This is a genomic window from Actinocorallia longicatena (assembly GCF_039534125.1).
Lineage (GTDB): Bacteria > Actinomycetota > Actinomycetes > Streptosporangiales > Streptosporangiaceae > Actinocorallia > Actinocorallia longicatena.
Genome location: NZ_BAAAUV010000009.1, coordinates 229,063 through 254,076, shown reverse-complemented (window position 1 = coordinate 254,076; position 25,014 = coordinate 229,063). Strand labels below are relative to the sequence as shown.

The window sequence follows — 25,014 nt, the reverse complement described above, 5'->3', positions numbered from 1 at the left end:
GGGGTACCGATGCCCCGTTCTCGCCGCCGGGGCAGGGTGAGACCGGTCGGCCAGGGCCGTGGGGAGGACGCCCCTTCATCCGGGCGGGATCGAACGCGGATCAGCGGTGCCTGGCCGCTTCAAGCAGACCGGCGATCAGCACGCGCGAGGAGATGCCCAGTTTGGACAGGATGTGCTCGACGTGGGCGTCGGCGGTGCGTTTCGAGATGAACAGGCGTCCGGCGATCTCGCGGTTGGACAGGCCCTCGGCGACGAGGGCGGCGACCTCGCGTTCCCGCCGGGTCAGCGCGTCCAGGGCCGTGGGGGTCTCCTGGGCACGTGCGGACGGGACGAGGGCCGGCGGGTCGGCGTCGTTGATCGCGGCCTCCACGACCTGTTCGATGGCGGTCCGTGCGCCGAGGGAGTGCAGTTCCTCGTAGCGGCCGGGCGGCAGGGAGGCGCGGACCTTGGTCTCGGCGGACCGGTGCAGCTCGTTCATGGCCGCGGTCCCGCTGAACCGGCTGCCCGCGCGTTCCCACAGCGGGTCGGCCGCCCCGAGCAGCCAGGCGGCGCGGGCGTGCCTGTCCGTCGAGACGGCCAGCAGCACGAAGGTCTCCAGGCAGTAGGCGATGCCGATCCGGTCGCCCAGCGCGAACTTGCAGTGCAGCGCGGCACGGGCCCGCTCGGCGGCGGCCGCGTGGTCGCCCTTGCGGTAGTGGGCGACGCTGGACACGTACAGCAGGTAGCCGCGAATCCAGCGCTCCCTGCTGCCCGCGCCGAGCCGCCGCAGCCCCCGCTCGCAGAAGTCGAGGGCACGGAAATGGTCACCGGTCATGTGGTAGAGGTGGCCGTCCTGCGTGTCGAGCTGGGACAGCCCGACGACGTCGCCGGTCGCGGCCAGCTTCTCGCGGGCCTCGGCGCTCAGCGCGACGGCCCGGTCGGGGTCGCCGCCGAAGACGGCCACGAGGTGCAGGTACACCCGGGCCCGGGCGCCCACCCGCAGGTCGCCGAGGGCGTCGGCCATGGGGATGGCCTCGTTCAGGTCGGCGGCGGCCGCGACGGGATCGCTGCCGAAGGTCGTCAGATAGGCCCGGACGGTCAGCAGCTCCGCCCGTTCGGAGCAGGGCTCGGGGAACCGGTCGAGGGCCTTGGTCAGCCAGTACCTGCCCTCGGTGAGCAGCCCCGAGATCTGCCAGTAGCCCCACAGCCGCGCGGCCAGGGCTGCGGCGTCGCGCTGGCGTCCCGGCAGGGCGAGCGCGTACTGCAGCGAGGCACGGAGGCCGTCGTGCTTGCCGCGCAGCGCGTGGTACCGGTCGGCCTGGGCGTCGTCGGTGAAGTTCTCGTCGAAGAACCGGACCTCGGCCAGATGCCGGTCCACGTGCCTGCCGCGCAGGGCGTCGGCGTCGTCGAAGCCGGCGAGGTTCTCGGCCCCGTACTCGCGGATCGTGTCGAGCATCCGGTACTGGCCGCCGTCGCCGTCGCGCAGGACGAGGGACTTGTCGACCAGCCCGATCAGCGGCTCCATCACCTCCGCGCGGGGCAGCACGTCGTCGGCGCACACGTGCTCGGCCGTCGCCAGGTCGAACGGCCCGGCGAACACCGACAGCCGCGCCCACAGCAGCCGCTCGGCGGGGGTGCACAGCTCGTGGCTCCAGTCGATCGCCGTGCGCAGGGTCTGGTGCCGGGGCAGGGCGGTGCGACGGCCGCCCGCGAGCAGCCGGAACCGGTCCTCGAGCCGGTCGAGGAGCTGGTCGAGGGAGAGCGCCCGCAGCCGGACGGTGGCCAGCTCGATCGCCAGGGGGATGCCGTCGAGCCGCCGGCAGAGCGCCAGGACCTGGTCGTGATTGGCGGCGGTGATCTGGAAGCCCGGGCAGACGGCGGCGGCGCGCTGCGCGAACAGCTCCACCGCGCTGCCCTCGACCGAGCCGCCGCCCGAGGCCCCGTAGGGCTCCGGGACGGGCAGCGGCGGGACGGGGTAGGTGTGCTCGCCGGGGACGTCCAGCGGCTGGCGGCTGGTCGCCAGCACCGTGACGCCCGGAGCCTCGCGCAGGACGGTGTCGGCGAACATCGCGCAGGCGTCGACGAGGTGCTCGCAGGTGTCGAGCACCAGCAGCAGCTCCCGGCCGCGCAGGTAGTCCAGCACGGTCTCGAGCTGGGACCTGACGGACTGCTCCGGCAGCCCGAGCGCCAGGCCGACGGTTCCGGGCAGCAGCTCGGGATCGTGCAGCCCCGACAGCTCCACCAGGCAGACCCCGCCCGGATAGCGGGCCGCGACCGACCGGGCGACCCGCAGCGCGACCCGGGTCTTGCCGACCCCGCCCGCGCCGACCACGGTGACGAGCCGGGCCCGCTCCAGCAGCCTCCCGACCTCGGCCAGCTCCTCGGACCTGCCGACGAATCCCGTGACCTCGACGGGCAGCCCGCCGCGGAACGTCCCGACCGCCATGGCATCCCTCTCGCCGTCTCCACTGAATCGTATTAGAGCGATCACGGCTGGTAACACCACTTCGCCCGAAAGGACCCCCGACGAAAGAAGGGGGTGGCGCCCGACGAACGGGTCATGTGCCGGGCGGGCCGCGATTCCTACCGTGGACACATGATCACACTGAGGGCGTTGACCAAGAGATACGGCGAGCTCACCGCGGTGTCCGGGCTGGATCTGACCGTCGCGTCCGGCCGGGTGACGGGTTTCCTCGGCCCCAACGGCGCGGGGAAGTCGACGACCATGCGGATGATCGTCGGCCTGGACCGGCCGACGTCGGGGGAGGCCCTGATCGGCGGCGCCCGGTACGCGGACCTGAGGTGGCCGCTGCGCCATGTCGGCGCCCTCCTGGACGCCAAGGCCGTCCATCCCGGCCGCAGCGGCCGGGCGCACCTGGTCGCGCTGGCCCGCAGCAACCGCATCCCGCTCGGCCGGGTCGAGGAGGTCCTGGACGCGGTCGGTCTCGGCAAGGCGGCCGGGCGCAGGGCGGGCGGCTACTCCCTGGGGATGTCCCAGCGGCTGGGCATCGCCGGGGCCCTGCTCGGCGACCCGCCGGTGCTGCTCTTCGACGAGCCGGTCAACGGCCTCGACCCCGACGGCGTGCGCTGGGTCAGGGGGCTCATGCGGTCGCTGGCGGCCGAGGGCAGGACCGTCTTCCTGTCCAGCCATCTGATGAGCGAGATGCAGCAGACCGCCGACCACCTGGTCGTCATCGGGAAGGGGCGGCTGCTCGCCGACGCCCCGGTCGGCGAGCTGGTCTCCGGCGCGGCCGTCGAGGTGCTCTCCCCCGACCACGCGGCCCTGGAGCTGCTGGCCGCCCGGCTGCCGGGGGCGCGGACGGCCGCACCGGGGCGGCTGCTCGTCCAGGGGGCGGAGGCGGGGAAGGTCGGCGACCTCGCCCACGAGATGGGCCTGCGGCTGCACGGGCTGCGCGTCACCGAGTCCTCGCTGGAGGAGGCCTACCTGCGGCTCACCGAGGACAGCGTCGAGTACGGGACGGCCTGATGCTGGAGTTCGCCCATGACCTCATGGGCTCTCCCTGGATCTACCTCCTGGTCTTCGCGGTCGCCGCGCTCGACGGCTTCTTCCCCGTGGTGCCGAGCGAGAGCCTGGTCATCACGGCGGGGGTGTTCGCCGCCTCCGACGGCGGGCCCGCCCCGCTGCCGCTGGTGGCCGCCGCCGCGCTCGGCGCGATCGCGGGCGACCACGTCTCCTATCTGATCGGCCGCCGGGCGGGCCCGCGGCTGTCGGGGCGCCGCGGGTACGACCGGGCGGCGCGGGCGGTCGCGGAGCGCGGCGGGACGATCCTCGTCGTCGCCCGCTACGTCCCCGGCGGGCGCACCGCGACGACCCTCGTGATGGGCGCGACCGGCTATCCGGCGCGCCGCTTCGCCCGGTTCGACGTCCTCGCGGGACTGAGCTGGGCGGTCTACTCCGTGCTCGTCGGCCACATCGGCGGCGCGGCCTTCGAGAACGATCCGGTCCGCGGCCTGCTGCTCGGGCTCGGCCTCGCCCTGACGGTCACCGCCGGGGTGGAAATCACGCGAAAGGTGAGAAATGGAACTGCGCGCGGCGATCGCGGCCGAGTGGACGAAGCTGTGGACGGTCCGGGGCACCTGGTGGTCGCTGGCCCTGTCCGCGGTGACGATGACGCTGATCAGCGCCCAGCTCGCGGTGGCGCATGAGAGCAACAACACCAACGAGATCACCTCCGACGACGCCGGGATCACGACCGTCGGCGACATCGTCTTCGAAAGCTCGGCCCTGGTCCAGTTCGTTGTCCTGGCCACCGCGATCCTCGCCGTCACCGGCGAGTACGGGACGGGCTCCATCCGCGGCAGCCTCCAGGCGGTGCCGGTGCGCGGCCGGCTCCTGCTGGCCAAGGCCGCGGTCCTCGCCCCGGTCATGTTCGTCGCGGGAACGGCGCTCGCCCTGCTCGGCGGCCTGACCGCCGAACCCCTGCTGGGGGAGTGGGGGAGCACGGAGGGATTCCCGCTCGACATTCTCCAGGCCGGGATCTACCTGGCCGCCGCGGCAGTCCTCGTGGTCGGCCTCGCCGCCGCCCTGCGCAGCACCGCGGGCGCGCTCACCGCCGCGTTCCTGCTGCTGACGGTGCTGCCGGTGGTCATCGGGAACAGCACGCTCGGGTCGGCCCTGCCGAGCATGGCGGGCCTGCACTTCATGCAGGACGACACCGAGCCCTACGGCCCCGCCGCGGCCCTGCTGATCCTGGCCGCCTGGACCGCCGCCCTCTTCCTGGCCGGACGCGAGGTCATGCGACGCCGCGACGCCTAGGCATCACAGCCAGAGCGTCACAGCCAGAGCGTCACAGGAGGTCGGCCTCGTGGGCGAGGACCGCGGCCTGGACGCGGTTCCTCGCCTCGAGGCGGGTGAGGATCGAGCTGACGTGGGCCTTCACGGTCGCCTCGACCAGGTGGAGGCGCCGGCCGATCTCGGCGTTGGACAGCCCGGCGCCGAGCAGGGCCAGCACGTCGCGTTCGCGGGGCGTCAGTTCCGCGACCTTCCGGCGGGCGGCCGCGCCCCGTGCCAGCCGCCCGCCGCCGAGCTCGGCGATGACCCGGTGGGCGACCTTCGGCGACAGGTAGGCGGCGCCGTCCGCGACGGCCCGGACGGCCGCCAGCAGCTCGCGCGGGTCACCGGTCTTCAGCAGGAACCCGGCGGCGCCGTCGCCGAGCGCACGGGTGATGTGGGCGTCCTCGGAGAAGGTCGTCAGCATCAGCACGGCGCTGTCCGGGACGGTCCTGCGCAGCTCGGCCGCGGCGTCGAGCCCGTCCATCCGGGGCATCCGGATGTCGAGCAGCACCACGTGAGGCCGGTGGGCGAGGGCCTGCGCCACCGCCTCGTGCCCGTCCCCCGCCTCGGCGACGACCTCGATCTCCGGATCGGCGGCGAGGACGGCCCTGACGCCCGCCCTGATCAGCGGCTCGTCGTCGGCCAGCAGTACCCGGATCATCACTTCTCCCCGATCGTCGTCTTCTCCGAGACCCTGCCGCCCTCGAAGCACACCCGGTAGACCGTCCCGAAGCCGAGCAGGTTGCCGTCCGAGCGGTAGACCCCGCAGCCCGCCCGGGTGCTCCCCCTGGGCGGATTCGGCATCTCCTCGTGCGGGAGCAGCGCCTCGGCCTCGCCCTGGCTCTGCCCGACGGAGATCTTCGCGTAGTCGGCGGGTCTCAGCACCGACGAGCGGACCTCGATCGCGTAGTCGATCGCGAGGATCGAGGAGAACACCGCGATCAGCCCGAGCGGCACCCACAGCGCGGTCCACATCTCCCGCCGCATCCGGGCGCGCTCACCGGCCAGCCGGGTCGCCGACTCCGAGATCTCCGAGGGGACGGGGTGGGCGCCGTGCGGGAGCCTGGCGGTCACCGCGAACCCGCCCTCGTCCGTCGGCCCGGCCTCGAACGCCCCGCCCGTCAGCGTGACGCGCTCGCGCAGGGCGGTCAGCCCTGTCAGGCCGCGGATCCGGCCGGGCAGCGGCCCCGCGGGCGGCCGCTCGTTGACCACCCGCACCAGCGTCTCCTCGTCCCCGCCCTCGATCCGGACGCTCACCGCGGCCCCCGGCGCGTGCTTGGTCGCGTTGGTCAGCGCCTCCTGGACGACCCGGTGCACGGCACGGTCCACGAGCAGCGGCGGCTCCGGCCCCTCCTGCTCCAGCCCCACCTCGACCCCGGAGACGCGGGCCCGCTCGACCAGATCGGCGACGCTCTCTCCCGCGGGCCGCAGCGGGGCGTCGTCCTCTCGCAGCACCCCGATGATCTCGCGTAGCCGCTCGGTGGCGTCGGCGGCGTTCCCGCGCAGCCGCCCGGCGGCCTCCCGGTGCCTCTCGGGCAGGTCGGCGGCGACCTCGAGCGCGGCCGCCCGCAGCGCGATCAGGCTCAGCTCGTGGCCGAGGGAGTCGTGCATGTCCTCGGCGATCCTGGCCCGCTCCCTGGCCCGCTCCCGCTCGGAGACGATCCGGTGCTCGCGTTCGAGCTGCTCGGCCCGCTCCCATCCGGCGGCGACCAGCTCGCCGTACTGCCGCCGGTACCGGCCCACCAGCCAGGGCAGGACGGCCAGCACCGCGAAGTAGACCATCAGCAGGAACAGGGCGCTGGGCCCCTCCAGCCCGCGGATGAAGTTGAAGACGAGCCCGCCGAAGAAGACCCCGGCGAACAGCCAGATGACCGGCTTCGCCCGTTCCATCCGGACCCCGGTCAGATACGCGACCACCGGGACGGCGAACACGAAGTTCCCGTGGACGGCCGTCAGCGCCAGCACCGTCAGCAGCGCGCCCAGCGGCCACCGGCGCCGCAGCGGCACCGCGACGGCCATGATCACGATCCCGGTCAGCTCGCCCCAGAACGCGAGATCCCCGTACGGGCCGGTGCCGACGCTGACGAGCGGCGGCACGGCCAGGACGAGGACCAGCAGCAGGTCCCGGAGGAAGGCGGGGGGCTTCACACGGTCAAAGCTACGACCAGCCGAAATCCTGGGTCCACCAGGGCCCCTTGCCGCCCCTGGCCGTCTGGACCCCGACCCCGAGCGCCTTGAGCTTGCAGTTCATGATGTTGGCGCGGTGGCCGGGGCTGTTCATCCAGCCCTTCATGACGGCCGCGGGCGTCGGATAGCCCGCGGCGATGTTCTCGGCACCCGGGTCGGTGTAGCCCTGGCGCTTGATCCGGTCCCAGGGCGAGGAGCCGTCCTTGGAGTCGTGGGAGAAGTAGTTCTGGGCGGCCATGTCCTGGGAGTGCAGCCGGGCGGCGGTGGCCAGCCTGGCGTCGCCCCGCAGGGCCGGGCAGCCGCCCTTGGCCCGCTCGGCGTTGGTCAGCTCCAGGACCTTCAGCTCCAGCGCGGTCATCCCGCGGGCGGGCGTCACGGGACGGGTGGTCGGCTTGCCGGCGTCGGGCCTGGCGGAGGAGGAGGGAGAGGCGGTGGGGGAGGCCGCCAGCGGCTTGCCCTTCTTGGGCTGCGCCCGCGGCACGGCGAGATCGTCGACGGGATCCCCCGAGGGGCCGGGCTCGGCGCTCTTCGCGTCGGCGGGCCGGTCCGGCTCGGCGGGGGCCGGTTCCGAGGCGGGAGGGCCCGCCACCGGCGGCGTGGACGGGCCGGAGCCGCAGCCGGAGAGCAAGGCGACGGCACAGGCCATGGCGGCCGGCAGAGTCGATCGGGGGGCCATATCGTCTCCAATGCCATAGATCGGAAGAACCCTAGCGAAAAAATCGGTGGCGGGACGATGGGCAGGGTTGTTTAAGCTTGGCGGTTGTGAGTTCTTCCGCTGATCAGCCTGCCGACCTGCGCCAACGCCTGGACGGGCTGATGCTGCGCGACCGCAACCGCCTGCGCCGCCGCTGGGACGGTTCCCACAAGATCCGTGACGCGGAGAAGAAAGCCAAGGTCAGGGCCGACATCCTGCGCCAGGCCGACGCCGCCGAGCTGCGCGTCGCCCACCGCGCCGGAGCCGTTCCGAAGATCACTTATCCGGAGCAGCTCCCGGTCAGCCAGAAGAAGGACGAGATCCTTGCGGCCATCCGCGACCACCAGGTCGTGATCGTCGCGGGGGAGACCGGCTCGGGCAAGACCACCCAGATCCCCAAGATCTGCCTGGAGCTGGGCCGGGGCGTGAAGGGCCTGATCGGCCACACCCAGCCGCGCCGCCTCGCCGCCCGCACCGTGGGCGAGCGCATCGCCGAGGAGCTCGACACCCCCTTCGGCCAGGCCGTCGGCTACAAGGTCCGCTTCACCGACCAGACCTCCGACCAGACCCTGGTCCGGCTGATGACCGACGGCATCCTGCTGGCCGAGCTCCAGCACGACCGGACGCTGGAGACCTACGACACACTGATCATCGACGAGGCGCACGAGCGCAGCCTCAACATCGACTTCATCCTGGGCTACCTCAAGCAGCTCCTGCCGCGCCGCCCCGACCTCAAGGTCATCATCACCTCGGCGACCATCGACCCCGAGCGGTTCTCCCGCCACTTCGGCGACGCCCCGATCATCGAGGTCTCCGGCCGCACCTACCCCGTCGAGGTCCGCTACCGCCCGGCCGAGGACGACGACACCGACCAGGCCGAGGCCATCTGCGACGCCGTCGACGAGCTCTCGCTGGAGCCCCCCGGCGACATCCTGGTCTTCCTGTCCGGGGAGCGCGAGATCCGCGACGCCGCCGACGCCCTGGAGAAGCGCTTCAAGGGGCGGCGCGGGGCGTCGATCCCCGAGGTGCTGCCGCTGTACGCCCGCCTGTCCAACGCCGAGCAGCACCGGGTCTTCCAGCCGCACCGCGGCCGCCGGATCGTCCTGGCGACCAACGTGGCCGAGACCTCCCTGACGGTCCCCGGCATCAAGTACGTGATCGATCCCGGCACGGCCCGGATCTCCCGCTACTCCAGCCGGCTCAAGGTCCAGCGCCTGCCCATCGAGGCGGTCTCCCAGGCCAGCGCGAACCAGCGCAAGGGCCGCTGCGGACGCACCTCCGACGGCATCTGCGTCCGGCTGTACGAGGAGGAGGACTTCGAGGGCCGCCCTGAGTTCACCGACCCCGAGATCCTGCGCACCAACCTCGCCTCGGTCATCCTCCAGATGACCAGCCTCGGGCTCGGCGACGTCGCGAAGTTCCCCTTCATCGACCCGCCGGACCGCCGCAACATCAAGGACGGCGTCGACCTCCTGCACGAGCTCAACGCCCTCGACGCCGAGCAGAAGCTCACCGAGGTCGGCCGCAAGCTCGCCCGCCTCCCGGTCGACCCGCGCATGGGCCGCATGATCCTGGAGGCCGACAAGAACGGCTGCGTCACCGAGGTCATGGTCATCGCCGCGGCCCTGTCGATCCAGGACCCGCGCGAGCGGCCGTCGGACAAGCAGCAGGCCGCCGACGAGAAGCACGCCCGCTTCAAGGACCCGGCCTCGGACTTCGCGTCCTACCTGAAGCTGTGGAACCACGTGCGCGAACAGCAGCGCGAGCTGTCGGGCTCCCAGTTCCGGCGGACCCTGAAGAACGACTTCCTGCACTACCTGCGCATCCGCGAGTGGCAGGACCTGGTCGGCCAGCTCAAGCAGGTCTGCCGTGACCTCGGCATCACCCCGAACACCTCCGACGGCGACCCCTACAAGATCCATGTGTCGCTGCTGAGCGGCCTGCTGTCGCACATCGGCCTGTACGACGCCGAGAAGCGCGACTATGTGGGCGCCAGGAACGCCCGGTTCGCGGTCTTCCCCGGTTCCGGCCTGTTCAAGAAGCCGCCGCGCTGGATCATGTCGGCCGAGCTGGTCGAGACCTCCCGCCTGTGGGCCCGGGTCAACGCGAAGATCGAGCCGGACTGGGTCGAGCCGCTGGCCGGTCATCTCGTGAAGCGCACCTACTCCGAGCCGCACTGGGAGAAGAACCAGGCCGCGGTCATGGCGCTGGAGAAGGTCACGCTGTACGGCGTCCCGATCGTCACGGCCCGGAAGGTCAACTACGGCCGGATCGACCCGGAGCTCTCCCGCGACCTGTTCATCCGCAACGCCCTGGTCGAGGGCGACTGGGAGACCCACCACCGGTTCTTCCACGCCAACCGCAGGCTCCTGGAGGAGGTCGGCGAGCTGGAGGAGCGGGCCCGCCGCCGCGACATCGTCGTGGACGACGAGACCCTCGTCGACTTCTACGACGAGCGGCTGCCCGACGACATCGTCTCCGGCGCCCACTTCGACGCCTGGTGGAAGCGGACGGCGCGGGAGAACCCCGACCTGCTGAGCTTCGAGAAGTCGATGCTCATCAACGACACCGCCGACGAGGTCACCGAGGCCGACTACCCCGACGCCTGGCGCCAGGGCGACCTGGTCTTCAAGCTCACCTACCAGTTCGAGCCCGGAGCCGACGCCGACGGCGTCACCGTCCACATCCCGCTTCACCTGCTCAACCAGGTCGATCCGGCGGGCTTCGACTGGCTGGTCCCCGGGATGCGCCACGAGCTGGCCACGGCCCTGATCCGCAGCCTGCCCAAGCAGCTGCGCGTCAACTTCGTGCCGGCCCCGGACTACGCCCGCAGGGCGCTGGAGCGGATCGTCCCCCGTCAGGGCACGCTGCTCGGCGCGCTGGAGGTCGAGCTGAAGTCCCTCACCGCGGTGCACAACAACCGGGGGGTCGAGGTGGCGCGCGAGGCCTGGGGCGTCGACCAGCTCCCCGACCACCTCCGCATCACCTTCCGGGTGATCGACAAGCGCCGCAAGAAGATCGCCGAGGGCAAGGACCTGGCGGAGCTCAAGCGGAAGCTGGCGCCCAAGCAGCAGGAGACCCTGGCGAAGGCCAGCGGGATCGAGCGGCAGGGGCTGACGGGCTGGGACTTCGGCGCGCTCCCTCGGCTGCACGAGCAGGGCCGCCTCAAGGCCTACCCCGCCCTCGTCGACCAGGGCGCGACGGTCGCGATCAAGACCTTCGGCACCGAGGAGGAGCAGCGCGGGGCCATGTGGCTGGGCGTCCGCAAGATGATCCTCCTCAACGCCCCCGACCCCGCCCGTCACCTCCAGGGCCGGCTGACCAACCAGGGCAAGCTCGCACTGGCGACCAATCCGCACGGCTCGGTCCCGAAGCTGTTCGCCGACATCGTCGACGCCGCGGCGGACAAGCTGATCGCCGACAACGGGGGCCCCGCCTGGACCGAGGACGCCTACCGCGTCCTGTACGACAAGGTGCGGGCCGACCTCGCCGACGTCTCCGCCGAGATCCTCGCCTGGGTCGAGCGGATCCTCGCCGCCGCTCACGGAGTGCAACGTAAGCTGAAGAGCACGAGCAGTCTCGTGCTGGTGCCGTCTCTGGCCGACATCCGGGCACAGCTGGATGAACTCATTCATCCGGGATTTATCACCGAAACAGGCCTCAACCGCCTACCGGATCTGCTTCGCTACTTGCGGGCACTGGATCACCGCCTGGACCGTCTGCCGGAGAATCCCCACCGGGATCGCCTGCTCATGGCCCAGGTTCAGGGGATCAAGAACGACTGGGAGGCCGCCGGCCGTCCGACCGAGGTCCGCTGGATGATCGAGGAGTTCCGGGTCAGCCTGTTCGCGCAGTCCCTGGGCACGCGCTACCCGATCTCCGACAAGCGGATCAGGAAGGCGATTACCGAGGGTCACCACCGGAAATAGGGAAGGCATGTCGGGGGAATCACTGGTCGAGGCCGTCCGCGATGGCAAGGCCGACCGGGTGCGCGAGGTGCTGGCCATGGGCGTGCGCCCGGACGCGCCGGACTCCGGGGGCTCCACGGCCCTGTACGTCGCGTCCGTGGGCGGCGACCTCGAGATCGTCGGGCTCCTGCTGTCGGCGGGCGCGGCCCCCGACCTTCTGAGCCTCGGTGACAGCGACGGCCTGCCGCTGTGCGGTGCCGCCTGCTGGGGGCATGAAGAGGTGGTCGAGGCACTGCTCCTGGCGGGCGCGAACCCGAACCGGAAGGAGTCCGGCGACTGGACGCCCGTCAAGTGGGCCGTCGTCGGCGGCCACATCGGCGTCCTCACCCGGCTGCTGGCCTTCGGCGCCCGCCCGCTCCAGGAGGGCCGCCAGACCTCCCTGTGGCTCGCGGCCGACCGGGGCGCGGTCGACGTCGTCCGGATGCTGCTCAACGCGGGCGCCGACCCCCGGGCGGTGAACGAGTCGGGGGAGACCGCCCTGGACGCCGCCCTGCGCTGGGCGGACGTCGACGTCGAGGCCGAACTGCGCCAGCAGAAGAGCGAGGTCTACTCCGAGCCGGAGTGGGAGATCACGGTCATCCGCGAGGAGCAGGACGACGAGACCGAGCTGATCACCGTCGAGGCGCGCAGGCCGGGACAGGGCGGCGGCGGCCTCAGCGAGAAGCAGACCGGTCACGGCGCGATCGCGACCGTCCTGGAGCGCGAGCTCGGGACGCGGACGCCGTTCGAGACCCTGGTCGGCCGGGCGCTGGAGTTCCGCGCCGCCCGCCCGACCGCGACCGAGGGGCGCCGCGACGTCACCGAGCGGCCCGCCTGGTGGGAGAGCGTCAGAACCCTCCAGGAGCGCGCCGACACCGGGACCTTCGAGGACGCCGCGAAGCTCGCCGCCGATCCCGACCCGCTGCGCCGCAGGCTCGGCGTGGACGTCCTCGCCCAGCTCGGCAGGGGAGGGGACCGCCCCTTCGCGACGAAGTCGCTGCCGATTCTGCGCCGGATGACGCGCGACGAGACCGATCCGGCCCTGCTGCGCTCGCTGATCCTCGCGCTGAGCCATCACGGCGACGCGGCGGCGCTCCCCGAGGTCCTGAAGCACTCCCGGCACGACGACCCGGCCGTCCGCGACGCCGTCGCGTTCGCGCTCATGTCCGTGCTCCCGCCCGACGACGCCCTCGGCACCGGCGAGCTCATCCGGATGACGGGCGACGAGCACGAGGACGTCCGCGACTGGGCGACGACCTCGCTGTCGCTCCTGGAGTCCGACACGCCGCAGATCCGCACGGCCCTGGCCGCGCGGGTCGAGGACGAGTCGCTGGTCGTCGCGGCGGAGGCGGTCCGCGGCCTGGCCGAGCGCGGCGACCGCCGCGCCGTCGCCGGGATCCACCGGCTGCTCACCGACCCGGCCGTCGACAACTACCCGCTCGACCTGGCGCTGGAGTCGGCGGCCCTGCTGCACGACCCCTCGCTGCGCGGCCCGCTGGAGGCGGTCAGGGAGCTGGCCGAGCTGCACGGGCTCACGGCCGAGTGGACCGAGGCGATGCAGGGCCTGGGCTGACGCGCGCCGGACTGCTCCAGATCACTGCTCCAGGATCTCTATCAACCTGTGTCCCGCCTATTGCCGCCGGGTATATCCCATAACCGACGCGACGTCGGTAAAGTTTGATCGTGCCAGAAGCCCCGCAGCCCGCCCAAGAGCCCCTCGTCGGCAGACGGGACGTGCTGGACGGATTCGGCGAGGTCCTGGACCGTCCCGGGTTCTCCTTCCTGAGTCTCGTCGGCGATCCCGGCTGCGGCAAGAGCCGGCTGCTGGCCGAGCTCGCCTCCGCCGCGCTCGCGCGGGGCCGCCTCACCCTGTGGGGCCGGGCGGCCGAGTTCGACGAGGAGATGCCGTTCGGGGCCGTCGTCGACGCGCTCGACGACCATCTCGAGAACGCCCCGGAGGTGTCGCGCAGGCTCGGCCCCAGCGCGGTCCGGCTGCTCGGGACGGTCTTCCCCGCCCTGGAGGAGGCCGCCGCCGAGGTCACCGGCGCGGGCAGCCGCTACCGGCTGCACAAGGCCGCGCGCCAGCTCCTGGACGAGCTGGCCCGCGACGACGGCCTCGTGCTCATCCTCGACGACCTGCACTGGGCCGACCAGGCGACCGTCGAGCTGCTCGACCATCTCGTCCGTCATCCGCCGCGCGGACGGGTCCTGGTCGCCCTGGCCTACCGTCCTGTCCAGGCGATGCCCAGGCTGGGGGCGCTCGCCGAGTACGGCGAGCAGATCACGGTCGGGCCGCTCAGCCTGGAGGAGGTCGCCGAGCTGCTCGGTCCCGAGATCGGCAGGGAGCGGTGCGCCCGGCTGTACGAGGCCAGCGGCGGCAACCCCTTCTACCTCGACGCCCTCGCCCGGTCCGAGCAGGCAGAGACCGAGGCCAACGAGTCCGACGAGCTGCCGCGGGCCGTCCGGGCGGCGCTCCATCTGGAGATCAGCCGGTTGACGGCGGGTGCCCAGGTCGCCGCGCAGGGGGCGGCCGTGGCCGCCGAGGAGTTCGATCCGGTCCTCGTCGCGGTCGCCGCCGACGTGTCGGAGAGCTTCGCCCTGGCCGCGATCGACGAGCTGGTCGCCCGCGACGTGGCCCGCCCCTCGGCGCCCGGCCGGTTCCGGTTCCGGCACCCCCTGGTCAGGCAGGCCGTCTACACCGCCGCCGCGGCGGGCTGGCGGCTGGCCGCCCACGGCAGGGTCGCCGCCCATCTGACCGTGCTCGGCGCGCCCGCGAGTGTCAGGGCCCGGCATGTGGAGCGGTCCGCGCGGTTCGGCGACCAGTCCGCGATCGACACGCTCGTCTCGGCCGCGCGCAGCGCCGCCGGGCCCGCCCCCGCGACCGCCGGGCACCGGCTGCTGGCCGCGCTGCGGCTGATGCCGCCCGACGACCCGCAGCGCCTGGGCCTGCTGGTCGAGCTGGTCCGCGCCCAGCTGCTCGGCGGCAGGCTCGCCGAGGCCCGTGACGCGGCGCTCGAGGCGCTGGGCATGCTGTCCGACGACGACTACGCGATGCGGGCGCTGGCCGTCCGGTCGCTGGCGCTGGCCGAACGCCAGCTCGACCGGCCGCAGCAGGCCCGCGCGGTGCTCCTGGCCGAGCTGCGCCGGCTGCCGGGCCGCCAGTCGGCCGTCGCCGTCCCGCTGCGGCTGCGGCTGGTCGCCGAGAGCCTGCTGCGCGCCGACTTCCGCGCCGCCCAGGCCGTCCTCGACCTGATGCCCGACATCGGCCGTGACTGGCCCGGCGGGCTCGAGGTCGCCGTCGCCGCGCTGCGCGCCCTGCCCGCCCACGCCGCGGGCCGCACCGCCGAGGCCTTCAAGTTCCTCGACGCCGCCGGGACCCAGCTCAACCTCGCCCCCGACGAGCAGCTCCCCGACTGGATGGACATCCTCACCTGGCTGGGCTGGACCGAGGCGCTCATCGGCCGTCCCGAGCGGGCGCTGCGCCACTTCGACCGGCTGCTGGCGATCGCCAGGGCGGGGGAGCAGTCCTACGTCATCACCAACATGCTGGCCGGGCAGGCGGTCGCGCTGATCGCCGTCGGCAGGCTCGCCGACGCCGCCGCGTCCGCCGAGGAGGGCGCCGACATCGCCCGGCTGCTCGGCTCGGGGCAGCAGCTCGTCTTCGCCCTCACCCAGGCCTGCCTCGCGGCGGTCTGGTCCGGCGACGCCGAGCTCGGGCTGGTCAGGATCGGTGAGGCCCTCGCCACCGGGACGGGCACCGGGGAGGTGTGGGGGTCGACGGCCCACTACGCCCACGGCGTCGCCCTGCTGGCCTCCGGCGACGCCGAGGAGGGCGTCCAGGCGCTGCGCCGGGCGTGCGCCGACTTCGTCGATCCCGTCCTGGACCCCGGCACCATGATGGCCTGCGCGGAGCAGCTCGCCGGGGCGGAGGCCCACCGCGACCGGCGCGAGGAGGCCGTCCGCTGGGCGGAGCACGCCGAACGGGTGGCCGGGCAGCACGGCCCCTGGGTCCTCGGCCGGGGGATGGCCGCGCTGGCCCGCGCCCACGCCGAGGGCTCCGCGCCGCTGGCCCGCGAGGCCGCCGCGCTGCTGGCCCCCTACCCCCTGCTCCGCGGACGGGCCCTGCTGGCCGCCGGGTCCGCCGAGCCCGCCAAGGACGCGGCGCTGGCCGACCTGCGCGAGGCCGTCACGATCTTCGCCGAGCTGGGGGCCGACGGGCTGCTCGCGCACGCCGTCCGCGAGCAGCGGCGGCACGGGCTGCGGGTCCCGGTCCGGGAGAAGGGCCGCGGGACCGGGCCGTTCGGCCTGTCCCGGCGCGAGCTGGAGGTCGCCCAGCTCGTCGCGGACGACTACACCAACCAGCAGATCGCCGACAAGCTGGTGATCAGCGTCAGGACCGTCGAGACCCACCTGTCGAACATCTTCAGCAAGCTGGACGTGACGTCGCGGGTGGGCGTTGCGGGTGCGATACGGGACCTTCCTCGCGAATAGAGGGAACCTGCGAGGCCCCGGGCGAATCCTAGGTGGCGTACCCGTACCTCCGCGTACGGACAAAGCTCAGGGTTTCCCACGATGCCGGAAAACCACGTAATCCGGGATCGTGTTCTCACACGCGCCGCTGGAGGACAGGTTGAAGATTCCGAGGTTCACTCTCGACGGGGTGACCGACGCCGAGGTGTCGGAGCGCCTCTTCGCGACGGAAGACGGCCTGGGCCTGAGCCTCACCCGCTTCCACCGCGCCGACTGCGACGACGTGGTCCTGCTGATCCACGGGCTCACCCTGTCGCGGGACATGTTCATCATGCCCGAGCACACCAATCTGGTGTCGCACCTGCTCGACAACGGCTTCACCGACGTGTGGGCGCTGGACTTCCGGATGAGCAACCGGTTCCCCTACGACATGGAGACCCACCGCTACACGCTCGACGACGTGGCCGCCTTCGACCACCCGTCGGCGCTGCGGGCGCTCCGTGAGGCCGTCGGCGACCGCAGGGTCCACGTGATCGCGCACTGCCTCGGCTCCGTGACGTTCATGATGAGCCTGTTCGGCGGCAAGGTCGACCAGATCACCAGCGTCGTGTCCAACAGCGTCTCGCTGCATCCGCGCGTCCCCGGGTGGGCCCGGTGGAAGCTGCGGTTCGGGCCGGCCCTCGCCGAGTACGGCCTGTCGATGCCGGTCCTGGACCCGCGCTTCGGCGACGCCCCCTGGTTCACCCGCCGCAAGCTCTTCCAGCGCGGCGTCTCCCTGTTCCACCGGGAGTGCTCCGACACCGCCTGCCACATGCTCAGCTTCATGTGGGGCAGCGGCAAGCCCGCCATGTTCTCCCACGAGCAGGTCGAGGACGTCACCCACCACCGGATGGCCGACCTGTGCGGGCCGAGCGGGGTCCACTACTACCGGCACGTCCACCGGATGGTCGAGGCCGGGCACGCCGTGAAGTGGGACGCCGGCGACGACCGGCTGCCGTCCGGCTTCGTGGACGACCTCGCCTCGGTCGAGACGCCCATCCTGTTCCTGACCGGGTCGGAGAACCACGTGTTCACCGACTCCAACGCCTTCACCCACGCGGCGCTCGAAGAGGCCGCCCCCGGCAGGCACGAGCTGGAGATCCTCCCCGGCTACGGCCACGTCGATCCGTTCATCGGCAAGAACGCCCACCTCGAGGTCTTTCCCCGCATCGTCGAGTATCTCCGGAAGAAGGCCGTCTGATGGAGCACGTCCAGGCGGTGGTCATCGGCTCCGGGTTCGGCGGGTCGGTGGCGGCCTTCCGGCTCGCCGACGCGGGGCTCTCGACCGTCCTGCTCGAACGCGGCCAGGCCTACGCGCCCGGCCAGTTCCCGCGCACCCCGGCCGAGATGGGCCGGGCGTTCTGGGACCCGCGCAAGTCGCTGTACGGGATGTACGACGTCTGGCGGTTCGACGGCTACGACTCCGTCGTCTCCTCCGGGCTCGGCGGCGGCTCGCTGATCTACGCCAACGTGCTCCTGCGCAAGGACGAGAAGTGGTTCGTCCACGAGCAGGCGCTGCCCGGGGGCGGGTACGAGCACTGGCCGGTCAAGCGGGCCGACCTCGATCCGCACTACGACGACGTCGAACGCTTCATCGGCGTCTCCCCCTACCCCGTGGAGTTCGAGCCGTTCGGGGGAACGGCGAAGACCCACGCCATGCAGGACGCGGCAGCCGAGCTGGGGCTCGACTGGTTCCGTCCGCCGCTCGCGGTCAGCTTCGGCACGCAGACAGGGGCCGTGCCGGGGCTGCGCGAGCAGCTCGCCCCCCTCGCCTATCCGAACCTTCACGGAGCGGCGCGCACCACGTGCAGGCTCTGCGGCGAGTGTGACATCGGCTGCAACGACGGAGCCAAGAACAGTCTCGACCACACCTATCTCTCGGCCGCGAAGCACCGGGGAGCCGATCTCCGGACGCTGCACGAGGCGAAGCGGGTGCGCGTCCGCGAGGGGGGCGGCTACCTGGTCGACTACGTCAGGTACGACCCTGACACCGGGCACCGTGAGTCCGGCACCATCGGCTGCGACAAGCTGGTCATGGGTGCGGGGACCTACGGAACGGTCCGGCTGCTGCTGGCGTCGGGGCTCCCGGGCATGAGCCCCGCGCTGGGCAGCAGGTTCTGCGGCAACGGCGACCTCCTGACCTTTCTGCTGAAGGCCAAGGACCGGGACCGGATCAGGCCGCTGGACGCGTCCAAGGGGCCGGTGATCACCAGCGCGATCCGGCTCCCGGACGAACTGGACGGCAGCTCCACCGGGCGCGGTGCCTACATCCAGGACGGCGGCTATCCGGGGTTCGTCGACTGGATGCTGTTCGGCCTCGACGTGCCCGGCCAGCTCGCCCGCACCGCGGAGTTCCTGTGGGAGCGGTTCGCCGACTTCTTCTCCGCCGCCCCCGACACCAACCTGTCGGAGGAGGTGGCCGACCTCATCGGCAGCGGGGCCCTCTCGGTGAGCTCGCTGCCGCTGCTGGCGATGGGCCGCGACGTCCCCGACGGCGTCCTGAGCCTCGATCGCGACGGCAACCTGTGCGCCGACTGGACCGTCGCCACCAGCAAGGACTACTTCGACCGCATCCGCGGCACCATGCAGAAGATGGCCGACGTGCTCGGCGCGCGGTACCACGACAATCCGCTGTGGTTCCGCAAGAGGGTCATCAGCGTCCACCCGCTCGGCGGCGCCCCGATGGGCCGCCACCCGGGCGAGGGCGTCTGCGACGCCTACGGCGAGGTCTTCGGCCTGCCGGGGCTGTACATCGCCGACGGGGCGGCCCTCCCGGGACCCGTGGGCGCCAACCCGTCACTGACCATCGCCGCCCTCGCCGACCGGATGTGCACCTCCATCCTGACCGGCACCAAGGCGGCGCATCCCACCGGGCCGGCGGGGGACGCCGACCCGGAACAGGCCACGGGAACGGGGGCCGGGCCGGCCGTGGGGACGGCCGGCCCGACAGGAGGGGAGGGGAGCGGCAGCGCACGTGCTCCGAAGGAACGGGGTAAGGGGGGCACGTCGCTGTCGTTCACCGAGGAGATGAAGGGCCACCACGTCCCGGGGGCGTGCGACCCGCACGACGAGGACCGGGGGGCGAAGCTCGCCTTCCGGCTCACCATCACCGCCGACGACGTCACCCGCTTCCTGGCCGAACCGGGCCACCTGGCCGGAGCCGAGGGCTGGATCGAGGCTCCCGACTTCGGTGGCCGCCGCCGGGTCGAGCGCGGCTGGTTCAACCTGTTCGTGCCCGTCAGCAGGGAGGGCGTGCTCGAACCCGACCGGCGCGAGATGCGCTACCGGCTGTTCTTCTCCGACGTCCAGGGCCGCCCGCTGACCCTGTCGGGATGGAAGGACATCCATCACGGCCCGGCCACCCACATCTGGCCGGACACCACGACGCTGTACTACCGGATATTCGATGGACACCTCGCCGAGGATGCCGAAGAATCCGTCGTCGGCGCGGGCACCCTGCACATCAGGCTCGTGGACTTCGTCGAGCAGCTCACCACCTTCCGTACCGAGGGCCCCGACGGCCTCGGCGCGCTCAATCGCTTCGGCAGGTTCTTCCTGGGCGAGCTCTGGGATGTCTACGGGCCCGCCGGCGACTGAAGTGACGAGGCTCACGGGCGCTTAACAGCACCCCGGCAGCGTTCTGTCAGTGGCCGCCCGTAGCCTTCGATCAGTAAGAGATTTCTCGCTAACGGAGGCAAACCCCCCATGGCTCGAAAGATCGCAGCCTGGCCCGCCGGGCGGAACGCGAAATGGATCGTTCTAGCGGTCTGGATCGTTCTGTTCGTGCTCGGTGCCATGTTCGGCAAGCTCGGTGATGTTGAAAAGAACGACATGTCGGCGTGGCTGCCGAAGAACGCCGAGGCCACCAAGGCGATCGAGGAGGCGGCCAAGTTCCAGCCCGCCGACACGATGCCCGCCATCGTCATCTATGACCGGGAGTCCGGGCTGACCCCGGCCGACCAGACCAAGGCCAAGGCCGACGCCGAGGCGTTCAAGGGCGTCGAGGGCGTGGTCGGCCAGATCGAGGGCCCGATCCCGTCGAAGGACGGCAAGGCGCTGCAGACCGTCATCCAGGTCAAACTCGGCTCCGAGGGCTGGAACGGCATCGCCAAGACGGTCGACGGCATGATCGCCATCGCGGAGAAGGGCGCGAACGGGTTGGGCACCCATGTCACGGGCCCGTCCGGCTACGCGGCCGACTCCGGCAAGATCTTCAGCAGCATGGGCCTGCTCGGCGCCATCACCTTCCTGGTGGTGCTCGTCATCCTGCTGTTCACCTACCGCAGCCCGACCCTGTTGTTCGTGCCGCTCATCACCGCGGGTGTCGCGGTGGCGGTCGCCGAGTGGGTCATCTATCTTCTGGCCAAGTACGCGGGGCTCACGGTCAACGCGCAGAGCAGTTTCATCCTCACCGTGCTGGTGGTCGGTGCGGCGACGGACTACGCCCTACTGCTGATCGCCCGCTACCGCGAGGAACTCCGCAAGCACCGGGACGTCCACGTGGCGATGGCCGAGGCGCTGCACAAGGCCGGCGAGGCGATCATCGCTTCCGCCGCGACCGTCGCGATCAGCCTCATGATCCTCATGCTCGCCACGCTCAACTCGACCAAGGGTCTCGGCCCGGTCTGCGCCATCGGCGTCGTCGTCGGGCTCGCCGCGATGATGACCCTTATGCCCGCTCTCCTGGTCATCTTCGGACGCTGGATCTTCTGGCCGCGCATCCCCCACGAGGGCACCGCCGACGTCTCCCACGAGAGCGTGTGGGGCCGCGTCGGGCAGAAGGTCGCCGTCCGTCCGCGCATCGTGTGGATCATCACCGCCGTCGCGCTCGCCGGTCTCTCCTTCGGCCTGGTGGGTCTCAAGGCCGACGGCATTTCCCAGAAGAACCAGTTCACCAAGACCACCCAGGCGGTCACCGGTGAGGAGATCCAATCCAAGCACTTCCCGTCCGGTTCCGGTGACCCGATCTATGTGATCGCCAACGCGGACAAGGCCGCCGAGATCAAGGCCGCGCTGGCCGGTACCCCCGGTGTCAGCGAGGTCTCGCCGCAGCAGCCCGTCAAGGACGGCCGGGTCTTCACCCTGGCCACGTTGAGGGACGCGCCGAACAGCAAGCCCGCCATGGACTCGGTCCGGCGGGCGGGCGACGCCGTCCACGCGGTGAAGGGCGCCGATGCCAAGCTGAGCGGCGGCACGGCCATCACCGTCGCGATGGAGGACGCCGCCTCACGTGACTCCAAGGTGATCATTCCGGTGATCCTCGTGGTGGTGTTCCTGATTCTGGCGCTGCTCCTCCGGGCCCTCGTCGCCCCGCTGCTGCTGATGATCACCGTGGTGCTGTCCTTCGCGGCGGCGCTCGGCGTCAGCAACCTGGTATTCCTGCACGTGTTCCACTTCGAGGGAATGGACGCCTCGTTCCCGCTGATGGCGTTCACCTTCCTGGTGGCCCTCGGCATCGACTACAACATCTTCCTGGTCACCCGGATCAGGGAGGAGAGCCAGCAGCACGGCACCCGCAAGGGCGCGCTGATCGGCCTGTCGGCGACCGGCGGGGTCATCACCTCCGCGGGTCTGGTCCTGGCCGGTACCTTCGCCGCGCTCGGCGCGATGCCGATGGTGTTCGCCGCGGAGCTCGGTTTCGTGGTCGCCTTCGGCGTGCTGCTTGACACGATCATCGTTCGCTCGGTGCTGGTCACCGCGCTGACCCTGGACGTCGGCCGCTACTTCTGGTGGCCGAGCGCCCTGTTCACCAAGAAGGACGACGAGGGGTTCACGGCCCCCGACGACCTGTCAGGCGAGCAGGACGAACTCGTCAAGTCCTCCTGACACGCCGCATCGGTGTCATCAGGGTGGCTACGGACCCTAGGGAGCCGTTCTCCTGAACCGGGTGATGAGCTCGGTCAGGGGGACGGCTCCCGTCGTCACGGCGCCGTAGAGGCTTTCGACGTCGGGGTAGCCGAGGTCGCGGGCGATCGAGAGGCACTCGCCGCCCGCCTCGGCCGCGAGGAGGTCGAGATCGTGTTCGGCGAGGGCGGCGGAGACCGCGGCGCGGCCGTCGCGGGCGTCCTCGTCGTCGCGGGTGCCGTCGAGGTAACGCTGGATGTGGGCGCGGGCCTTGGCGGTGCGGGCGAAGCCGAGCCAGTCGGCGGTGGGGGCGGCGTCGGGGGCCGTGAGGATCTCGACCACGTTGCCGACCTTCACCTCCGACGACAGCGGGGCGAGCCTGCCGTTCACCAGGGCGCCGATGCTGTGCTCGCCGGTCTCCGGGTCCAGGGCGTAGGCGAAGTCCAGGGCGGTCGAGCGCTGCGGCAGCGGCATGATCACGCCTTCGGGGGTGAAGACCGCGATGGTGCCCTCGGCGAGGTCGGTGCGCAGCGAGTCGAGGAATCCCGCCGACGGCACGTCGGCCTCCCACGCCAGCAGGCGGGCCAGCCAGGGCAGGTCGCTGCGGCTCGCGACGGCGTCGACCTTGGCCTTGCCGGAGTCGGCCTGCCGGATGTGGGCGATCACCCCGTACTCGGCGACCTCGTGCATGGCGCGGGTGCGGATGATGACGTCGAGCAGGTCGCCGTCCGGGCCGATCACGACGGTGTGCAGCGACCGGTACAGATTGAAGCGGGGGAGGGCGATGTAGTCCTTCACCCGGCCGGAGAACGGGTGCAGCGCGGCGTGGACGGCGCCGAGCGCGATGTAGCAGTCCTGGTCGGTGCCGTCGACGAGGACGAGCAGCCGGGTGACCTCGCTGGGGCGGATCCCGTCGAGGTCGCCGTCGAGGCTCTTGTGGACCGACCACAGGTGCCGTGGCCTGATCTTCACCTCGGCCCGCACCCGCTGGGCGGCGAGGCAGGCGCGCAGCAGCGCGGCGCAGGGGCCGAGCGCGAGGGGGGCGCGGGTCAGCGCCTCGCGGACGGCCGTTTCGGTCGCGGCGTGCGCGTCGGGGTCGAGGGTGGCGAAGGCGAGGTCGTCCATCTCGCGCTTCAGCACGTAGATGCCCAGCCGGTCGGCGAACGGGATGAGCAGGTCGAGCGTGCGGTGGGCGATCTTCTCGCGCTTGTGGGGCGGCTGGAAGCCCAGGGTGCGCAGGTTGTGCAGCCGGTCGGTCAGCTTGATGATGAGCACCCGCAGGTCGGCCGCGCCCGCCAGCACGATCTTGCGGAAGGTCTCGGCCTCGGCGCGGTCCTTGCCCCAGCGGTCGCCGTCGAGTTTGGTGACGCCGTCGACGAGGGCGGCCACGTCGTCGCCGAAGTCGGCCCTGCACTCGCCGAGCGTGTACGCGGTGTCCTCGACCGTGTCGTGCAGGAGCGCCGCGACCAGGGTCGTGCGGTCCATGCCGAGCTCGGCGAGGATCGTGGCGACCGCGAGCGGATGGGTGATGTAGGGGTTGCCGGACTTGCGCATCTGGCCGCGGTGCATCCGCTCGGCCACCGCGTAGGCCCGCCGCAGCTCGGCGGGGTCGGCGGCGGGATGGGTGGCCTTGTAGGCGGCGATCAGCGGCTCGGCCGCGGGCTGCACGGGCTCGCCCGGAGACCGCGACAGCAGCAGCCCGGTGGGCAGGCGCCGCCGGGGCGCGGGCGCCGGGGGGTGCGGCTGGGCGTGCGGCTGGGGTTCGGTGAAGCCGGGACGGATCGTCGTCACTCGTGACCGCCTGATGTCCGCTGCGAACGGGGTGTAGCGGCCATTATGCGGCACCTCCCGGCCGCGCGTCACTCTTCGTGCGGGGAAGCGGATTTAACGCAGTGGTCATGCGATGGTGATTTCCGCCATGCGTCCGAGTTGTACCTTCGTGTTATTGCAGGTCAGGTGATGTCCGATTTCAGGGCCATGCAATCCAGTTGTGATTGGTCGTGGATGATATGCTCATGATTCCCTCACCCCGGAAGATCCGCGCCGCTGCGAGTAATACCTCCCGCAAAATCCTCTATGGACGTCTCGCCGATCTTCGCAGTTCGCCCGCCGACCTCCTCGACGGCGTGCGCGAGGGGACCGTCCGCCGCTACCGGCCCGCGCGGGACGTCGTCCCGACCGGTCCGCCGGTGCTGCTGGTACCGCCGCCGGCCGCCGGCGCGGGCGCCGCGTTCGACCTGCGTCGCGGGTGCAGCCTGGCCGAGCACCTGGTCGCCACGGGCCGCCGCACCTACCTCGTGGACTACGGCCAGATCAGCTATGCCGACCGTGACCTCGGCCTGGAGCACTGGGTCGACGAACTCCTGCCCGCCGCCGTCCGCAGGGTGAGCGAGGACGCGGGCGGTCAGCCCGTCCAGCTCGTCGGCTGGTGTCTCGGCGGCATCTTCTCGGTGCTGGCCGCCGCCGCCCGCCCGGGGCTGCCCATCGCCGCCATCGCCTCCGTGGGCGCGGTGGCCGACCTCGGCCGGGTGGCGCCCGCCGGAGCCCTGCGGCCGCTGGTCGAGAACGGCCGGAAGATGCTCGGAATCGACAGGTATCTGCTGCGTCCGCTGACCGTTCTGACGAACCTCGACAATGCCGACCTCCTGGCCCAGATCGAGGCGGTCGACGCCTTCTCCGACCGGACGGCCGCCGGCCCCGGCCGGTCCGCCGGCGAGCGATACCGCTCCTTCTTCCGCGACAACGACCTCGCCGGCGGAAGGATCGTGATCGCCGGCCGGGAGGTCCGTCTCGCGGACGTGAACGTGCCGGTCCTGGCCATCGCGGGCCGGAGCGACGCCGTCGCCCCCTGGCAGTCGGTCCATCCGCTGACCCGGACGCTCACCGGCTCGCCCAGGGTCCGCTTCGACACCGCGCCCGGCGGGCACCTGGGCGTCCTGACCGGCCGGGCCGCCCGCACCACGACCTGGGCCAGGCTCGGGAAGTGGCTCGACGAGGGAGCGCTCGAGCACGGGCTGCGTGCCTCACGGCCGCGGCGCGAGGCCGCGGCGCGCTAGAGC

The 25,014-nt window shown here is 71.9% G+C and carries 14 protein-coding genes; 9 read left to right on the top strand and 5 right to left on the bottom strand.

Annotated elements, in window-relative coordinates; all coding sequences use genetic code 11:
* Window positions 1–100: 100 nt before the first annotated feature.
* A complete protein-coding gene (locus ABD785_RS20725; protein WP_344830761.1) occupies window positions 101–2,425 on the bottom strand; it encodes a helix-turn-helix transcriptional regulator in 2,325 nt (774 codons plus the stop codon).
* A gap of 150 nt (window positions 2,426–2,575) precedes the next feature.
* Between ABD785_RS20725 and ABD785_RS20720 the strand changes: the two genes are divergently transcribed.
* A complete protein-coding gene (locus ABD785_RS20720; RefSeq protein WP_344830758.1) occupies window positions 2,576–3,466 on the top strand; it encodes an ATP-binding cassette domain-containing protein in 891 nt (296 codons plus the stop codon).
* Window positions 3,466–4,146, top strand: coding sequence for a DedA family protein (locus ABD785_RS20715; protein WP_344830755.1), 681 nt, complete (start codon window positions 3,466–3,468; stop codon window positions 4,144–4,146). The genes ABD785_RS20720 and ABD785_RS20715 overlap by 1 nt, the downstream gene beginning before the upstream one ends.
* Before the next feature lie 641 nt (window positions 4,147–4,787).
* Here ABD785_RS20715 and ABD785_RS20710 read toward each other — a convergent pair.
* From ABD785_RS20710 to ABD785_RS20700, 3 genes are read right to left on the bottom strand one after another with little or no spacing between them, the layout of a single operon-like run.
* A complete protein-coding gene (locus ABD785_RS20710; protein ID WP_344830751.1) occupies window positions 4,788–5,435 on the bottom strand; it encodes a response regulator in 648 nt (215 codons plus the stop codon).
* Complete coding sequence (locus ABD785_RS20705; protein ID WP_344830748.1) at window positions 5,435–6,922, bottom strand: sensor histidine kinase; 1,488 nt, start codon at window positions 6,920–6,922, stop codon at window positions 5,435–5,437. The genes ABD785_RS20710 and ABD785_RS20705 overlap by 1 nt, the downstream gene beginning before the upstream one ends.
* A gap of 10 nt (window positions 6,923–6,932) precedes the next feature.
* Window positions 6,933–7,637, bottom strand: coding sequence for a CAP domain-containing protein (locus ABD785_RS20700; RefSeq protein WP_344830745.1), 705 nt, complete (start codon window positions 7,635–7,637; stop codon window positions 6,933–6,935).
* 86 nt (window positions 7,638–7,723) lie between these two features.
* Here ABD785_RS20700 and hrpA point away from each other — a divergent pair, with 86 nt between their 5' ends.
* The 6 genes from hrpA (at window position 7,724) to ABD785_RS20670 (ending at window position 21,937) form a co-directional block, all read left to right on the top strand.
* Window positions 7,724–11,584: an ATP-dependent RNA helicase HrpA gene (hrpA, locus tag ABD785_RS20695; protein ID WP_344830742.1), complete on the top strand. Its 3,861-nt coding sequence runs from the start codon at window positions 7,724–7,726 to the stop codon at window positions 11,582–11,584.
* A 7-nt stretch (window positions 11,585–11,591) separates the two neighbouring features.
* Window positions 11,592–13,175: an ankyrin repeat domain-containing protein gene (locus ABD785_RS20690; protein ID WP_344830741.1), complete on the top strand. Its 1,584-nt coding sequence runs from the start codon at window positions 11,592–11,594 to the stop codon at window positions 13,173–13,175.
* Window positions 13,176–13,285: 110 nt separating this feature from the next.
* Window positions 13,286–16,093, top strand: a complete 2,808-nt coding sequence (locus tag ABD785_RS20685; RefSeq protein ID WP_344830739.1) for a helix-turn-helix transcriptional regulator — start codon at window positions 13,286–13,288, stop codon at window positions 16,091–16,093.
* Between the two features lie 139 nt (window positions 16,094–16,232).
* Entirely contained in the window at window positions 16,233–17,312 is a 1,080-nt protein-coding gene (locus tag ABD785_RS20680; RefSeq protein ID WP_344830737.1) for an alpha/beta fold hydrolase, read from the top strand.
* Complete coding sequence (locus ABD785_RS20675) at window positions 17,312–19,708, top strand: GMC oxidoreductase (protein ID WP_344830735.1); 2,397 nt, start codon at window positions 17,312–17,314, stop codon at window positions 19,706–19,708. The genes ABD785_RS20680 and ABD785_RS20675 overlap by 1 nt, the downstream gene beginning before the upstream one ends.
* Window positions 19,709–19,816: 108 nt before the next feature.
* Window positions 19,817–21,937: an MMPL family transporter gene (locus ABD785_RS20670; protein ID WP_344830732.1), complete on the top strand. Its 2,121-nt coding sequence runs from the start codon at window positions 19,817–19,819 to the stop codon at window positions 21,935–21,937.
* Window positions 21,938–21,973: 36 nt separating this feature from the next.
* Here ABD785_RS20670 and ABD785_RS20665 read toward each other — a convergent pair whose 3' ends face one another.
* Window positions 21,974–23,746 (bottom strand): RelA/SpoT family protein, encoded by a 1,773-nt coding sequence (locus ABD785_RS20665; RefSeq protein WP_344830728.1) that lies wholly within the window; start codon window positions 23,744–23,746, stop codon window positions 21,974–21,976.
* Window positions 23,747–23,970: 224 nt separating this feature from the next.
* On the opposite strand from ABD785_RS20665, the gene ABD785_RS20660 reads away from it, so the two are divergent.
* Window positions 23,971–25,011 (top strand): alpha/beta fold hydrolase, encoded by a 1,041-nt coding sequence (locus ABD785_RS20660; protein ID WP_344830726.1) that lies wholly within the window; start codon window positions 23,971–23,973, stop codon window positions 25,009–25,011.
* Window positions 25,012–25,014 lie beyond the last annotated feature (3 nt).

Excerpts from the sequence above, each read along its gene's own strand:
- ABD785_RS20700 (WP_344830745.1), bottom strand. The coding sequence starts at position 7,637 with ATGGCCCCCCGATCGACTCTGCCGGCCGCCATGGCCTGTGCCGTCGCC.
- ABD785_RS20660 (WP_344830726.1), top strand. The coding sequence starts at position 23,971 with ATGATTCCCTCACCCCGGAAGATCCGCGCCGCTGCGAGTAATACCTCC.
- ABD785_RS20720 (WP_344830758.1), top strand. The coding sequence starts at position 2,576 with ATGATCACACTGAGGGCGTTGACCAAGAGATACGGCGAGCTCACCGCG.
- ABD785_RS20675 (WP_344830735.1), top strand. The coding sequence starts at position 17,312 with ATGGAGCACGTCCAGGCGGTGGTCATCGGCTCCGGGTTCGGCGGGTCG.
- ABD785_RS20715 (WP_344830755.1), top strand. The coding sequence starts at position 3,466 with ATGCTGGAGTTCGCCCATGACCTCATGGGCTCTCCCTGGATCTACCTC.
- ABD785_RS20725 (WP_344830761.1), bottom strand. The coding sequence starts at position 2,425 with ATGGCGGTCGGGACGTTCCGCGGCGGGCTGCCCGTCGAGGTCACGGGA.
- ABD785_RS20670 (WP_344830732.1), top strand. The coding sequence starts at position 19,817 with ATGGCTCGAAAGATCGCAGCCTGGCCCGCCGGGCGGAACGCGAAATGG.
- ABD785_RS20690 (WP_344830741.1), top strand. The coding sequence starts at position 11,592 with ATGTCGGGGGAATCACTGGTCGAGGCCGTCCGCGATGGCAAGGCCGAC.
- ABD785_RS20710 (WP_344830751.1), bottom strand. The coding sequence starts at position 5,435 with ATGATCCGGGTACTGCTGGCCGACGACGAGCCGCTGATCAGGGCGGGC.